General features: G+C 43.6%; 8 protein-coding genes. 6 read left to right on the forward strand and 2 right to left on the reverse strand.

The genetic code is table 11. The annotated features are described in order from the left end of the window. The coding region (locus IH597_00270; GenBank protein ID MBE0660877.1) for an AsmA family protein at window positions 1-2422 on the reverse strand (2422 nt) is incomplete at its 3' end. A gap of 28 nt (window positions 2423-2450) precedes the next feature. On the opposite strand from IH597_00270, the gene tsaD reads away from it, so the two are divergent. From tsaD to IH597_00295, 5 genes are all read left to right on the forward strand, one after another. Then, a complete protein-coding gene (gene tsaD / locus IH597_00275) occupies window positions 2451-3473 on the forward strand; it encodes a tRNA (adenosine(37)-N6)-threonylcarbamoyltransferase complex transferase subunit TsaD (GenBank protein ID MBE0660878.1) in 1023 nt (340 codons plus the stop codon). A gap of 138 nt (window positions 3474-3611) precedes the next feature. Next, window positions 3612-4781 carry a hypothetical protein gene (locus IH597_00280; GenBank protein MBE0660879.1) on the forward strand — a complete coding sequence of 390 codons (1170 nt, stop codon included), beginning with the start codon at window positions 3612-3614 and terminating at the stop codon, window positions 4779-4781. A gap of 404 nt (window positions 4782-5185) precedes the next feature. Then, complete coding sequence (locus tag IH597_00285; protein ID MBE0660880.1) at window positions 5186-7405, forward strand: T9SS type A sorting domain-containing protein; 2220 nt, start codon at window positions 5186-5188, stop codon at window positions 7403-7405. Window positions 7406-7458: 53 nt separating this feature from the next. Further along, the gene (locus IH597_00290; GenBank protein ID MBE0660881.1) at window positions 7459-10731 is read left to right on the forward strand and encodes a choice-of-anchor D domain-containing protein; all 3273 of its coding nucleotides are present in this window, start codon (window positions 7459-7461) and stop codon (window positions 10729-10731) included. Window positions 10732-10764: 33 nt separating this feature from the next. Further along, entirely contained in the window at window positions 10765-12225 is a 1461-nt protein-coding gene (locus tag IH597_00295; protein MBE0660882.1) for a hypothetical protein, read from the forward strand. Between the two features lie 38 nt (window positions 12226-12263). On the opposite strand, the gene IH597_00300 is transcribed toward IH597_00295, so the two are convergent. Further along, a complete protein-coding gene (locus IH597_00300; protein ID MBE0660883.1) occupies window positions 12264-12671 on the reverse strand; it encodes a hypothetical protein in 408 nt (135 codons plus the stop codon). A gap of 244 nt (window positions 12672-12915) precedes the next feature. On the opposite strand from IH597_00300, the gene IH597_00305 reads away from it, so the two are divergent. Beyond that, window positions 12916-16629 carry a hypothetical protein gene (locus IH597_00305; GenBank protein MBE0660884.1) on the forward strand — a complete coding sequence of 1238 codons (3714 nt, stop codon included), beginning with the start codon at window positions 12916-12918 and terminating at the stop codon, window positions 16627-16629. Window positions 16630-16641: the final 12 nt, after the last annotated feature.

Genomic DNA, 16641 nt, shown 5'->3' on the forward strand with positions numbered 1-16641 from the left:
ACCATGATGTTGAGTTGACTGTGAACGCTGATTCCGTAATCCGCAATTCCAGCTGCGGGTTATTCACAAAAGTGAAGAATCCACTCAGATCGCCGGAATTGGCCTGAGGATCATCAGGATCGCGCCATGCAATATTGTAAACAATTGAATCGCCTGCAAAATTTGCATCTATCAACAGATTATCAAGACCTATTTCAGGCGTTTCACCATTTTCAGAGTCAATTACCTGCAATCGTCCGGCGCCGGTTCTGACGTAGAGATTTTGGCTTGTGGCGTTCATTGTCAGTTTCCAATCCTTTAATGTGGTTCCATACAATGAAATATCGCCAGCTTTGGCTGCAATACCTACGATATTTTCACTTGAGTTGAACCGGCCTTCGATGATCGCATTGGTATTCACCACAACATCAGGCAGGAATAATTGACTGATATCCTGGGTGTTCTTCAATGTTACATAATATGTGAACGATTGCTCAGGAACCTCTGTATCGGCAAGAGTTTCATCTTCCTCAAATGAAGGCAGGTAAAAACGCAGTATGTTCCGGAAAGCAGGATAAATCTCGCTGTAATTGAAATTACCTTCAATATCTGCATCCATATAATCGGATCGCAAGGCAAGAACTCTCTTACCAGCATTGACAGGGAGTGCATTCAAATCGAAGGTATCTATACTGATCATCTCACCCTTTTCGTAGTAGCGTGTTTCATTGATCAGAATATGTCCTTGCAGGTTGTCAAGATTATTTCCGGTGAAATCAAGTTCAACTTTTGTTGACAAGCGCGCGCTGCTATCCCGTTCAATCAAATTCAGTTGGGCGAGATAAGCATCATTCAACACTGCGCTAAAATTGAATACAGGCGGATCATGATTGAGGTCGAACAGCCCAAGGAAATCGAGGCTAAGAAGTTCATCGCGAATTGCAAGGTTGCCATTAAATTTTTTCTCAAGCAATTCTCCGGTTACAATCAGTGAATCAATATTATTTCCCATAAAATCAAAGGAAAAAACATCGGCAGTAAACTTCGCATTAAAGGTGGAGGGGAATTGCCCGTGGCCATCCACAGTTGCTTTCATGTTTATGAAGCCGAGGATTTCCTCCTTATCAAGAAAACGACCCAGGTTGAATTGCCGAGTGTCAACCTGGCCTGCATACACAATCTTCCGGTTATCAAAATTATATTTGAGTGAAATATCTGTTGTTAGTGTTCCCAGGTTGGTGCTGAAGCTTCCATCAGAAACAAAATCTGTATAAAATCCGGTAAATCTCCCTTTAATAATCACATGTCCAAGTTGCTTCACTTCCTCGGGCAAGGCAAGAAATCTTGGACCGTTTTGGGAAGGGAGTTTCAGGGTTTGCAGGTCGGTGTAATGTGTGGTAAGCTTCTTTGCGTTCAGGTGAATGAATGTTTCTTCAATATTGGGAAGCCCGTCCATGTTAATGTTTCCCCTGAAAGAAGTAAAACTGCCGTAACTCAATGCAAAATCCTTTAACCTCAAACTATTAACTTCACCCCTAACCTGGCCTTCAAACGCAACCTTACTGTCCATCCCAGCAAGTTCAGGTACGAAGCCGGCAAGATCAGAAAGGTCCAGCTCTGAATGGTAGATGTCGGCATGAATTGTAACGCTATCGGTAAAATAGGAGAAAGCTGAAAAATCATTAAACAGAAATGCTAGATCGAGAAGTAAATCAGAGTTGGGAGTCTGTATGACCAGATTTTTGGTAAATATTCCTTCAGGAGTCAGCGAAAGGTCGGCACGTAAGCGGTTCAAAACAATGCCACTGTGTTCGTTTGCGCTGAGGTGATGTAACTGAACGTTCAGGGTGTCATTGAAATATTGCAGGTCGCTCAGTACGAGATGAAGTCCTTGCAGTTGCAAATGATTGAAATCTAAAAAATCAGGTTCGGGTTCAAAATTAAAATTGTGCATCGCAAATGAAGCATTTGAGATGCTTGCATTACGCAGACTGAATGACCAGGGTGCTGAAATCGTTGTATCTGGTTCACCACTGGCAAAGTAATTAATAATAAACTGGTAGTTCGTCAACGAATCACCTTCGTAAGTAAGCAGGTTGATTTCCGGATTTTCAAATGCGACCCGGCCGATGTTAATGTTATGATCCCTGCGGCTCAGGCTGGTGAGGCTCAATTGCAGTTTTTCGGTTCGCAATATGGTGGCGCCTCGCCTATCGTCAATGCCAAAGTTCTTAATATCAATATCAAGCGGAAAAACAATCTTAAGCTTTTCGATGTAAACCCTGGTTTCTAGTTCGCGGCTGAGATAGGATGCGGCTTTTTGCGCCAAAAACGTCTGAATGCGGCTGTTTTGTACGAGAAAGAATAAAGCCACCAGGAGAACTATGCATGTGAGAATTGCCCACATCAATATCCTAAGTGCTTTTTTGATAATTTTGCGCATTCGAAAAAAAGAGATCAAAATATTTTAAATGACAACTTATATACTCGGAATTGAATCTTCGTGCGACGATACATCAGCAGCCGTGCTTGCTGATACCAAAATTCTTGCCAACGTCATTGCCAATCAGTCGGTTCATAAAAACTTTGGAGGTGTCGTTCCCGAACTTGCCAGCCGCGCCCATCAGCAGAATATCATTCCCGTTGTTGAAACTGCTATACTAACGGCAAAAATACAGAAAAATGATATCCATGCCGTGGCATTTACGCGTGGGCCGGGATTGCTGGGTTCGCTGCTGGTTGGCGTTTCATTTGCCAAATCGTTCACTCAGGCGCTACAGATACCGCTGATTGAGGTGGATCACATGCAGGCACATATACTTGCGCATTTTATCCAGGATGAAAGCGGGCAAAAACCTACTCCCAAATTCCCTTTTCTTTGCCTGACCGTATCGGGCGGACATACCCAGATTGTGCTGGTTGAGGATTATTTCCGCATGAAAATTATTGGCCAGACCATTGACGATGCCGCCGGTGAAGCTTTTGATAAAACAGCTAAAATCATGGGCTTGCCTTATCCGGGCGGACCTGTGATTGATAAACTGGCGAAGGAAGGAGATGTAAAAGCTTTTCACTTTCCGAAACCTAAAATATCGGGTCTTGATTATAGTTTTAGCGGGCTAAAAACTTCTATCCTGTATTTTCTGCGTGATCAGCTTAAAAAAGATCCTGATTTTATTGAGAACAATAAGGCCAACCTTGCGGCATCGGTTCAGGATATTATCATTGAAATATTAATTGACAAGCTGATTAAAGCCGCTGAACAAACTGGCATCAGTGAGATTGCTATTGCAGGTGGCGTTTCAGCAAATTCGGGACTAAGGAATAAAATGCTGGAATTGCATGCCAGCAAAGGCTGGAATGTTTATTTGCCAGAGTTTCAATACAGCACTGATAATGCCGCCATGATCGCCATAGCAGGTTATTACAAATTTCTAGAAAAGGATTTTAGCGGACTGGATGTAGCGCCATATTCAAGGAGTTTACAGAAATAGGATTTTACAGTGTTTCGATCCCAGGCAAAGCAATTAGAAATTTACTCTTAAATAATTGATCAGCATTTGCAAAATATCTATTGATTCTTTCCCTATTTTTGAAAAAGTTTAATAATCGTAAACTAATAGCTTAGCGTAATGAAAAAGTATAGCCTCTTCATTTTTGCCATCATGTTTATTGCCGGCTGCAGCACATCTTCTAAGCTTCTGCAACGTGGCAGGTATGAGGCTGCCATTGAGAAATCAGTCAAAAACCTCAGAAAAGATCCGGGCAATGCCGAAGAAATCCTTGTACTTGAAAGAGCTTACCGCATTGCCAACGAGCGCAACTGGGAACGCATTAATTTTCTAAAACTCAATAATGATCCGCGCAATCTCGAGGAAATGATTGGTATTTATATGCAGTTAAGGGAAAGGCAATCGCTGGTTAGAACCGTTTTACCGCTACAACTTCCTGATCGGGTCATCAATTATCCTTATGTCAATTACGACGAAGAAATTGTTTCGGTTCGGGCTTCTGCCGCTGATTATTATTACGATAACGCGCTCCGGCTCATGGGGCAAAATGAAAAGGAAGCATACCGGCAGGCTTTCCATGAGTTTATCAAAGCCAGTAGTTACAGCAGCACCCATCGTGGTGTTGATAAAATGATCCAGGAAGCCAGGTTCATGGGAACCAGCCGGGTACTTGTAATGGTTCAGAACCAAACGTCCATCAATCTTGGTGATGATTTTGAGAACCAGTTGCTGGCCATTAAGCCTGCCAACCTTGACAGCGAATGGGTGGAATACCATTTCCGTGACCTGGATGAGAACCTGGAGTATGACTATTATATTGTTACAAACATCAGGATGATTGATGTTTCACCTGAGTTAACAAGTGATAAAGACAGGGTTGAGAAAAAAAGAATTCAGGATGGATTTGAATATGCCCTCGACCGTCGCGGAAATGTGGTAAAAGACAGCCTGGGCAATGATGTAAAATCCCCTAAATTCAAAGATATTTCCTGTGCTGTGATAGAAACCTTGCAGCGCAAACATTGCACTATCGAAGGTGACGTCGAATTTATATCTGAGAACCCGCGTCGGTTACTCAAGAAAGAACCTGTTGGAGCCAGCAGCACTTTTGAGCATTTATCAGCGCGTGCCATCGGAGACATGGAGGCACTTACTGAAGAAACCCGCAAAACTGTTAATACCAAGCCATTACCTTTTCCATCAGATCAGGAAATGGTTTTTCGAACTACAGAAATAATGAGGGACGTAATTGCTGAAGTAATTCATGCTAACAGGAACCTTATAAAGTAAGCGACTGCTATACTTGAGTGATCATTTGTCAGGTTGTATTTAGCCTAAAATAAATTGTTTACTCCTTATGTACACTAAAGAAATGCAGGCATGATGTTCATTTAATATTCAGAATGCTTAAACGATTCCATGCATTATATTTACTGCGCCTCATAGTTGATTCAACAAATTTCTGAGTCCCCTATCTCTTATTCTGTAGAACAGTATTTAACAAAAGCTTAACACTGTATTGATAAACAATTACTTCGATACAGGTGTTTATTCTATGAGTTCATTGAATATTAGTAAATCTAATCTTCATTTACTGTTTATGTTAGTCTAAACAGGATTGCTGGTTAAATACAATTCGAATTTTCCAAAAAATATGGTAAGCTTAATATTTGAATTTATTAATCTATCAAACTATGAAAAATTTCAGACTCTTTACCATCGCTCTTTTTATAGCTTGCTTTTCTTATCCTGTTTCTTCTCAGACAACAAGCCTAGGAGATACCTTAGGTGCATTTAACGCCGGTATTTTAACACCAACGCCCGATCGCAGTTTACGCGGTATTGAGTTTGCAGAAAGTCATTACTGGCTTACTGGCTTTGATCCGGATGCAGGATGGCAGCGTAAATTATATAAAATCAATGCAGAAGGTGATTCTCTTATTCAATACTGGACATATAGCACTCTCATGGAAAACTGGGTTGACCTGGCTTATGATGGTGAATTTCTTTACGGAGCCGGTATTGATACTGTTTACCAGGTTGACATGACAACCAGCCAGAGAACAGGGGTTCAATTTAAGACGCCTCCGTATTATCACCGCGGCCTTACTTATGATCCTGCCACCGGTCACTTTTGGGTAAGCGGCGATGACAATCTCATTTATGAAATGGATATCCAGGGAAATGTTATCAAAGCTGTTCCCTTTATCCAGGATCTTCCAACATCCGGACTTGCATGGGACACTTGGACCGAGGGCGGCCCCTATCTCTGGGTTTTTTCAATGAAATATACATCTACCGACGTGCGCCCAAAGGCCTACCAGATCAATCCTGCCAATGGGCAATTAACCGGTGTAACTTTTGAAGGCGTTAACATGAATCCTTTTGGCGTTGACCAGGCATTTTCTTTCACCTTGTCCGATCAGATCATTCCCGGAAAAGTTGTATTTGCCGCCTTGCAGGGATCAAATTACCAAACAAATAATGATCAGTTGGCCTGGGTGGTGCTTTACGACCTTTCCCCTGAAACCACTGGCGTTCCCGGGCCTGAAGTCGTTGTCTCGCCCAATGCCATCCAGAACGACCTGCTTCCGGGAGATTCTGTTTATGTGCCGGTATATATTGGCAACCTCTCTGAATTGTGGGATCTTAACTGGTTCGCAACCCTCGAATATCCCAACATGGGCACTACTGATCCCGGTTCGGGATTGTTTCAATTTGATGTCACTGCCCTGACTGATCCCGACTTTGACAAGAACATGCGCTCCATGACTTTTATCAACGATCAGATATACATCATTACATACCCCGATTTTGGTGTTCCGGCCTATATCTACCGGATTGCAAAAGATGGTTCTGAGATCATAAGTAAAGACATTATTCCAGGCGGTTTTGGCAGTACCTGGTATTCCATCACTTCCGACGGTGAATACCTGTATGCTGCTTCACAGTATGTGATCGCAAAGATTGACCCCGAAACATACCAAACCATTGATTTCACTATTAATACAAATTTCTTTGCAGCCTCCATGGCCATTGATCCGCAGAATGAAAACTTTTATCTTGCCAACGGCGGGATCATAAGAAAGATCAGCAAACAAGGGCAGCAACTGAATTTCTACACTACTCTTTATAATATCAAAGGCCTGGCATGGGATAGCTGGTCGCCGGGTGCGCCTTATCTTTGGGTGTATCATCAGTCAGGATCAACAGGCGCGATTGAAGCAATACGCCTTGAGCCGGAAACCGGTAACCAGACGGGTGTTTCATTCGCCGGCGCGAACCTGAGCATCGACAGCACCTACATTGATATGGCTAAGAACATTTTTGTAAGCCCCGACTGGCAGGAAAACAAGCTGGTAATGCTTGCATTGCACGACAGTTTCACCGAATTGGGTGAAGGCGCAGACCAGATTGTTGTTTATGATCTTGACGTTATTCCACCTCCGGGATGGATCAAGTTGTTGCCACCTTCGGCAGGTACAGCCGGTCCACAGGAAACCGATACACTCTATATCCGGCTCATGGCTATAATGGAAGACACACTGATGAATGCCAACCTTGTGATCAATAGCAATGATGTGTTGAATCCGAAAATATATGTTCCTGTAAACTTTATGATGCTTCCGAACACCACAACGGGTATCAGTGAGTTAAATTCAACAGGCGATGGCCTGATCAGAAGCATGTTCCCGAACCCGGCCGCCGAAACTGTAAATCTGCAGTTTGGTGAAGCCATTGTTAACGGACGGATTGAAATTTACAATACTTTGGGAACTTTGGTGTTCTCCAACGAAATTGGAAGAAATGCCGGTACTTACAGTTTTGATATCAGAAATCTTTCAAGCGGACTCTATCACCTTATCATATTAAACGGAAGTTCAAAAGATCAGCGAAAACTGATGATCCGTTAATCATATTATTATAACAGCATTTCATAAAATACACAGCTAACAATACCAGGAACATGAAAAAGCTACTTCTCCTCTCAACGATTTTATTTTCTGCGCTCGTAATGATCGCACCCATAAATATTTCAGCTCAGCCAGGTATTTTTGTCAACAGCTATTACCTGGATTATGGTGATATTGCTTTTGGTGAAACCTATACAACTTACATCACCATCTGGAATCTGGGCGATGGTATTCTCGAGATTAATGATATCACTTTCAGCAATGACGACTTCAGCGCTGCAGCAACTAGCCTCAACATAACTGCCGGAACCTACGAAAATGTGGATGTTGTTTTTACGCCATCCGCGGTTGCTGTTTATAATGAAACCATGATGGTTTTCAGCAACGATACGGCTAATCCGGTGAATGTATCACCCATCACCGCAAATGTCATCATTCCTGCCCCTGAGTACCTGGTGGCTGATGTTCAGGGGAATGATGTGGAACTTTCATGGGGCAATGACGGGCCTGAAAGTAGCTGGCTGGGTTACGACAATGGAATAGCAAACGCTTCCCTTGGCATTTCACAGGCGGGCTCATTCCGAATTGCCGCAAGATGGCCGGCATCGGCGCTTAATGATTTCATTGGTAATACCATTTCAAGGGTTGCATTTTTCCCTACCGGTGAATTTACCGGCTACACTGCCAAAATATGGAAAGGTCAAAATGCCGGAACCCTTGTGTATGAACAAATTGCAACGGATCTAAGTTACAATGAGTGGAATGAGCTCCAGTTTGAAGTTCAGGTTGAGATTGAACCCAACGAAGAATATTGGGTGGGATTTGAGCTCACACAATACAATAGTTTTGATGGCTCGGCCGCTTTTGACATAGGTCCGGCTGTTGCCGGGTTCGGAGATATGGTTAACCTGGGTAGCGACTGGTTTGCTGCTACCTATGCCGGATTTGATTATAACTGGCTCATCCGGGTGATGCTGCTGGATCAGGAAAACCCCGAGTCACTCGTAGTTCTGGGTCTTCCTGAAGAACCGCTTCAGCCTTCAGAGGCTGAACTGGTTGAAAGTACTGAAGAAATTCTTTTCCCGGCTACAACCAACATTCAGTTGCTGAATCTTGACCTGCTCGGATATAATATTTACCGGGATGGTTCACTGCTATATCCTGAGCCGCTTAACGATGGCCTCTTTGTTGATAGCAATGTTGATCCCGGAGTGTATGTTTATGGTGTGACTGCTGTCTTTGATGTAGGAGAGAGTTCGCCTGTTGAGAGAACCGTGCAGGTTGGCGCACCGGGCCTTCTTATTGATCCTGCTTTTATTTCTGAGACTCTTGAAGGTGGAGAGGTCTGGACGATGTTATTAACACTCAGCAATACCGGAGCTTCCGACCTGGACTGGCAGGTTAATGAGCTTCCATTCTGGCTAAGCCTTTCCAGCAACAGCGGAACTATATCCGCTGGTGATTCAGCTACAAATATTACACTTACCGTGAACACAACGGGAATGGGGACTTCCTATGAATTGTTGCTTCCATTTGTAACCAACAATTTAAATAACCCAGTTACCAATTTGCCAGTGATCATTAATTTGGAATGGACGGTTCTTTTGCTTGCTAATCCTTCCAGCCTTGATTTCGGCATGCAAGGTGTAGGGCAAATGTCGCTGTCAGAAGTTGAAATCACTAACCTGAGTGATGCACTGATCATGCTGTTTTCGGGTCAGACAGGAACTGATGATTTTGCATCTTACATGCCAACATGGTCTATTCCGGCTGGTGAAAGCATTTCTGTAACTGTGAGTTTCACCCCTTCAGCCCCTGGTGATTTTCTTGATACCTTGTCTATTGAATATTTTGGCTACCAGGGAACAGGTGAGTTGAAGGTGCCAATGCAAGGCGAAGGTGTCATTATGCCTCCATCGAACCTTACAGCCTCGCTTGACGAAAATATTGTTACCCTCAACTGGCTTCCGCCAGGGGCTTCGCCCGATGTATTACGTTTTGGAAATGGGGAGCCTTTTTCAAGTATTGCAACTTCCAATGGCACTTATGAACTGGCAGCCCGTTTCATGCCTTTCGAACTGATGCCATATAATAATAAACAACTTGACCAGGTTGGTTTTTATCTCACAGGAAACAATGCAGACTTCACACTTAAGGTTTATTCCGGAGAATTTGCTGACTCCGCCTTGATCAGTCTTCCATTAAATAACCTGGTGGCTGATCAATGGAATGATATTGCACTTCCTTTCCCCATTGCCATTGCCGGTCTCGATTATCTCTGGATCGGATATGAAATGGAAGTGGAAGGCCTTGAATATAACGCAGGAGTTGATGGCGGCCCGGCCATACCCGGATCAGGCGACCTTTTGAGGATCAATGGTTCAGAATGGACTACACTGTATGCTTATGGTTTTTCTAAAAACTGGAATATCCGGGGACTTGTTTCCGATGCCATCAATGGTGATAGCCTGGTGCTGCAGGCTGGGCAGTCAGCAACCTTACCTGAAAACCTCAATCTCATCGGATACCATGTTTACCGCGATAGTATGCAGCTTACCACCAACCCAATTTCAGAACTGAGTTTTACTGACACCATTGAAGAAGGGGAAACCTATTTATATGGGGTAACTGCTGTATTTAGCTATGGCGAAAGCAGCCCTGCCAGCAATGTTGTTGGAATTCCGGCAGCACTCACCATGCCGGCGGGTTGGGAGTTTACTCCCACAGCCATGCCTCACAACATTCACATCCCGGAAGCCATTCAGCAGATTGGCATGAGCCTCAGCCCAGGTGATATGATAGGAGTGTTTTATAATGATTATGGTGTTGACAAATGTGCCGGCGTTATTCAATGGAATGCGAACCATGCCGTGCTGACCGCCTATGGCAACGACCCTGACACGCCTGTGAAAGATGGTTTTGAATTCAATGAACCCATCCAATGGAAAGTGTATATGCAGCAAACCAGCGCTACGGCCAACATTGTGGCAACCTACGATCATAACATGCCACATTTTGAAGGCCTCTTTAAGATGCTGGGATTGTCAATGGTTGAATCGCTTGAGCTTGGTACAGTGGGTGTTGAAGATGTGTTTGCCCGAAACACAGGGGTCAATATTTATCCGAACCCTTCAAACGGCCAGGTCACCCTCAGCGGTATTTCAGGCGGCGACCAGGTGAATGTTTATGATAACAGCGGAAGATTGATACTCAGCAGATATTCTGAGCAATCCTTCATGCAACTGAACATCAACCAGCATGGTCTGTACCTTGTTGAAATCCTGGGGCAGCAGGAAGTTGAGAGGAAGAAGTTGATCATCCAGTAAGTTGCTTATTAGCCATAACCCAAACTTGATGTAATGAAAAGTAATCTGAAACGTAAAATCGCAATCGTGCTGCTGCTGGCTTCTGCCAGTACCTCAGCACAGCAAACCCCCTGGGTAACTTTTTTTGGAGGGCCGGGGCCGCAGTTTGCAACCGATATCCGGCAAACTTCTGACAATGGCTATATCATTGCTGCCTACGACAGCGAAAATTATTCAGCCAACTATTATATCGTTAAACTTGATGAAGCCGGAAACCTGGAGTGGGAAACCAACATCAGCAAGGATAATTATTCCGAGAGGGCCTACAGTGTTATCGAAACCTCAACGGGCGATTTCGTTGTTACCGGAACAGCTACCATGCTGAGCAGGCCCTGGATTGTTAAACTGAACAGCCTGGGCGATACACTCTGGACCTCACAATGGACCAATGATTTGCCGCAGAATTCAGCGGTGATTGCACGTGCAGTTTTGTTACCCGATAACCGCATTGTGGTCATCGGCGCTGAGGGTCAGCTTGGTTCACAGCCAAATATGTTTTTGGTGAGCCAGGAAGGTGCATTGCTTGAGCAAAGAACCCTCAATGCTCCTGTTCCTCCCGGTTGGTACTCAGGCACCATTGTCACCCACGTTGAACCTGCTTCTGATGGAGGCTTTCTGCTTACTGGCTCTGCCGGCGGCGGAAGCAGTTCAAAAGCTTTTCTCTGGAAATTCGATCAGAATGCCGACTCGGTTTGGACAAAGCTCTATAACGAACATGGCATGCGTGCTGCCAACTCCGTGAAACAACTCGCTGATGGTGGTTATATCATGGTGGGTTTCTCAAGTCCTAATTCTGAGCATTCATGCGCAATCAGGGTTGATCAGTATGGTGAGGTAATCTGGTCACAAACATATCCTGACAATGTTTACACACAGGCTACTGATGTGATTGAATGGACTGATGGCACCTTTCTCATCACCGAGATACGCTTTGAAGCTTTTGGTGAAACTATTTTTGAATCAGCATTGCTTAAAATTGATGGTGATGGCAATCTGCTTAACCGCGACATCATCACTGCCAACGATGCATCCGTTGCCATTTACCGTATGCGCGGCACCAATGATGGAGGCTTTGTAATGGCCGGTGAGATCAATGAAATGATGGTTATGAATGAGCAGGATTTGTTTGTACTGAAATCCGACCCCTTGGGCGATTTTTCAAATTCCTATTTTAATATTCTCCTCTCAGATAATATTATTAAATCAGATGTTAATGATATTGAAATCCGCATCCTTCCCAACCCTGTGCGTGCAGGCAGTGAAGTATACATGTTCGTGCCTGATCACACCCGCTCCATCGGGGTTTATTCATTAACAGGTTCAAAGGTTCATAAGATTGATGCAGAACACAATCGTTTAAATGGCTTCACTGCTCCAGATAAAAAGGGAATTTATATTGTCAGAGTTCTGCTTTCATCTGGTGAAGCTGTGAACAAGCGACTTGTGGTGATCTAGGAGTTTTGTTGTGTTCCTAAATCAGGTAGTCAAATTTTTCAGGCAGAAATGCGTGAATAGGCATCATGCGGCCCACCTAGGTAATTGGTGAATAAATGTTGGTAAATGTTGATCGTTTTTTCATTTACTTCCTCATCGCTATACACTTCCTGGGGCAACCACTGTAATGTATTAAAGATGATGGTTTTTACCTGAGCTTTAATCTGGCGGCTTTCGCGCCACCTTTCAATCCTGAGTTTTTCAGCTTTTAATAAGGCCAGCGTATCAACAGCGACTTTTTTAACCTGCTTAATCTGAACAGGCGTCAAGGTTTTTCCATTTCTTAGCAAGTCGAATATTGCCAGGGTTTCCTGATCAAGATTTTCACGGATTGCCCTGGCATCTTCCAGATTCAAATCCCTGATGTAATCACTTACATTGTTGAATGCCTTGATGGTATCTTCCAAATCTTTACCCTTGTTGAATGCAAAATTGAAACGCTATTTTTTCGAAAACATATCCGAAAGAATCTTCATATTTATGGTAGTAGGAAGTAAAAGATTCTGAATGCCTTTATTATTCCTAAATAAGTTTGCTTTATTTGCAAATTTCTATATTTGTGGCTTCATAGGTTATTCATACTACAACAGGATTTCAAGCAGAACTTTCTATAACTATTTAATCAACAGATAACCAAACCCACCATCTATCATGAGAATGAAAAACAAACTATTTGTAATTATTGCTGTATTATTTTCAGCGACTGCTTTTGCCCAAAACAGCACTGGTGTTGCCATCAACACTGATGGCAGCAACGCACATGTATCGGCAATGCTTGATGTTCAATCAACTACACTTGGATTTCTTGCCCCCCGTATGACCCAGGCTGAAAGGGATGCTATTGTAAGCCCTGCTGATGGCTTGCTGGTTTATCAGATCAACGGAGAAAAGGGCTTTTATTTTTACGATGCAAGCAGTCAAACTTGGATTCCTATCGGAGGCAACTTCTCACCCTGGAGCATTTCCGGAAATAATATTCATTATACTGAAGGAAGTGTAGGGATCGGAACCCTTACACCTGCAGCAACACTGGATGTTGATGGAAGTTTTATTTTCAGTGGCGGTTCAGGAGATATTAATGGAGATGGGTTTGTGGATAATGTTGATGCTTTAATGATTATGGACTATGTATTAGGTGGTTCTACTGGGGATCTTACAAGGGAACAACGAGCGAAAGCCGACGTAAATGGTGATGGCATCATCAATAAGACTGATGCTATAATTATAATGATGGAATTTCTTGATCATTCAAGTGAAAAGGTAAGAAAAAATGCAAGGAACAGCATTGGCATTTTTGACTTCGGAGATTTAGATGTTGTTGGAGATGAAACATTTCAGCTTCGTGGTCGTCTGGAGCTAACTCAACAAGTTTCTCCTATTTCAGATTCCGCAGACCGCCTTTACAATATCGGTGGCAAATTACATTTTAACGGAGAAATGATCAGTTCGACCTGGTCATTGACAGGAAACAATAACACGGATGCTGCAAATAATTTCATTGGCACAATTGATAGCATGTCTTTGGCATTTCGTACAAGTAATAGTGAACGAATGAGGTTTTCCACAGAGGGATTACTTGGAATCGGGCTTACAAACCCTGCCGCGATAGTTGACATCAAAGCGCCTAATGCGGGCAGCGGGCAGGATGCAATAACAGCCTTCAGGGTTATTGGCGGAAGCGGTGGGTATGGTGATCATCCAGAAGCAGGAGGCGCAGGTTCAGATATTATTCTCACAGCCGGACAAGGTGGCTCTTCAATTGGAAGTCCCATCGGCCGCGGTGGAAATATTACACTTACCGGCGGCAAGGGTGGTTTCAAGCCTAATGATAGTTTTGGTGAAGCTGGCGATGTAATTCTGCGAGGAGGCCCACCACACTATGAGATTGGAGATTATTTCTATGGTAATGTTATCCTTGCTGACGATGGCGGTAAAGTGGGCATCGGAACCAATAACCCCTGGAATAAACTTCACCTTGTTGCTGTTTCAGATCCATTGAGAGTAGAGGGATTGCAAACTACGACCCAAAATGAGATGCTGGTTATAGCCTCCAACGGGGTAGTAAGCAAACGAAATATAAACACAGGTTTAAACTGGTTGTTAAGCGGCAATGTTATCTTTGATCCGGTTGACCATTTCATAGGAACAACCAATAACATGCCTCTGGCATTGCGCGCAAATAATATTGAACATATAAGAATATTGGCTGATGGCAAAGTGGGAATCGGAAATTTCAATCCAAGTGTCATGCTTGATGTAAGCGGACAGGTTAAAGCCTCCAATTACATTGGAACTGCTGAATTGTTGGTTAGCGAGGGTTTTGAAGGTTCGTACAGTGCTGTAAAAGGAAGCAGGTCAGAATTCAAAGGAAGCCTTGCCTTTTTTGCTGATATGGGGCCTATGGGTGCGGGTGTGATTGGATCTAATACTGGCTCTTATGGGTATCTTGGTTATAAACAAGGAGATAGTGAAGATGCTATCAATAGTGCTGTTTACGGCCTGGCTACAAATCCCTTAGCTTATTCCGGATATTTCACAGGCGGCAATGTATTCATCCAGCAAAATCTTGGCCTTGGTACTGAAGAGCCATCACAACAGTTGGAACTGACCGGTTCGATTGAACTACCTAATACAAATAATTCAAGTTCCGGAATTATTTTTAAAAATGGGGAAAGATTTCTTCATAACTATGGGGATGATATGTATGGATCATTTTACAATACATTTTTGGGTAGAAATTCCGGGAGTTTCTTAATTAGCGCAGATGGATCTGGTGAAGGCATGCATAATACAGGCCTTGGAGCATACTCGCTTAACTCTTTGCAATGGGGATGGGATAACACAGCAGTAGGAGTAAACACGCTGAAAAGCACGGTTGGTGGTAGGGAAAACACAGCGGTGGGTGTAGGCGCACTGCAATCTACGACAGGTGGAAGTGAAAATACAGCACTGGGTGTTGCTGCTGGCAGATCAATAAGCACTGGAACAGGTAATACGTTAATCGGGTATTATGCCGGGTTTGGTATAACCACCGGTTCAAACAACATCGCAATAGGCAATTCAGCTACGTTACCAAGTGCTACAGGAGACCATCAGGTTGTTATTGGATCGGCAGGTTTATTTTATGGAAACATCAACCTTGAGCGAATAGGCCTTGGAACTACTAATCCTACAGAAAAGCTTGATGTAATTGGCAACATAAAGTCAACTAGCTTTATTGGTCAATGGGCTGGCAACACAATAAGTGTAAGTAAAGGAGGCACAGGTCAAACAACGCTTGCAACTGGTAAAGTATTAGTGGGCAGTGGAACATCCGGTGTATTATCCCCCTCAAACCTGCATTGGGACAATACGAACAGCCGCCTGGGCGTTGGCGTAACCACTCCTTCAAACAGTTTGCATGTGAACGGCACAAATCCATTGCGTCTCGAAGGATTGCAAACTAGTACTGAAAATGAAGTGCTGGTTGTGAACGCAAGCGGTGTGATAAGCAAACGAAATCTTGGCTCAGGCGCTTACTGGTCAAGCCTGGGAAATAGTGGAACAAACCCTTCAAGCAATTATATCGGAACATCTGATAATCAACCATTGGTTCTGCGGACGAATAATACTGAGCGTATGCGGATTCTCAATACCGGCTTTGTTGGCATTGGCGTTACAACTCCTGATGCAATGCTGCAGGTCGGCGGGGATCTGATAGTGAATAACGACATTACCGCTTATGGAAATCTGAGTGTAAATGGTATGTCCTGGAATACCAATAGTGGGGTGCTTTCATTAAATCCTGAAGGGCCAAAAGCAGAAAGTGGATCTGCCATTTTATTACATGATTTATCCGGAAGCAATCCAATCAGGCTTGAAAACAGCAATAACAAATTCGCCATCATGCAGACAGGGGGCAGCCCCATGGTTGGTATCGGCGTTGGCAACCCGACTGCAAACCTTGATGTGAACGGCAGCATCAAAGCCAGCGGCGATCTTACATTTGCCGGCAATCTGATTGGTGGAAACACTTTTGAATGGAACAGGTCCACAGCTACATTGCAACTGGGCTATTATAACGAACAAGAGCCTGAAGCAAAAATCAGGCTTGCAGGAACAGGCGGTAGTAACGTACAATTTGAGAATAAATATGGCTCCGCTATGATTTCAAGCAGCGCAAATCAGGTGGGGATCAATAATGCACCGCGCAGCAACGCCGAACTTGATGTACATGGAACCGGAGCTATTATTGTTCCCGTAGGCACAACTGCCCAGAGGCCATCACCTCCGGTTCAGGGAATGATACGTTTCAATACAAGCAGCGGTGAATTTGAAGGTTATAATGGAACTACGTGGGTGACACTATCGTATTACGGACGTTAATCTTACTAAATT

It is taken from the genome of Bacteroidales bacterium (assembly GCA_014860575.1).
Taxonomy (GTDB): Bacteria; Bacteroidota; Bacteroidia; order Bacteroidales; family JAAYJT01; genus JAAYJT01.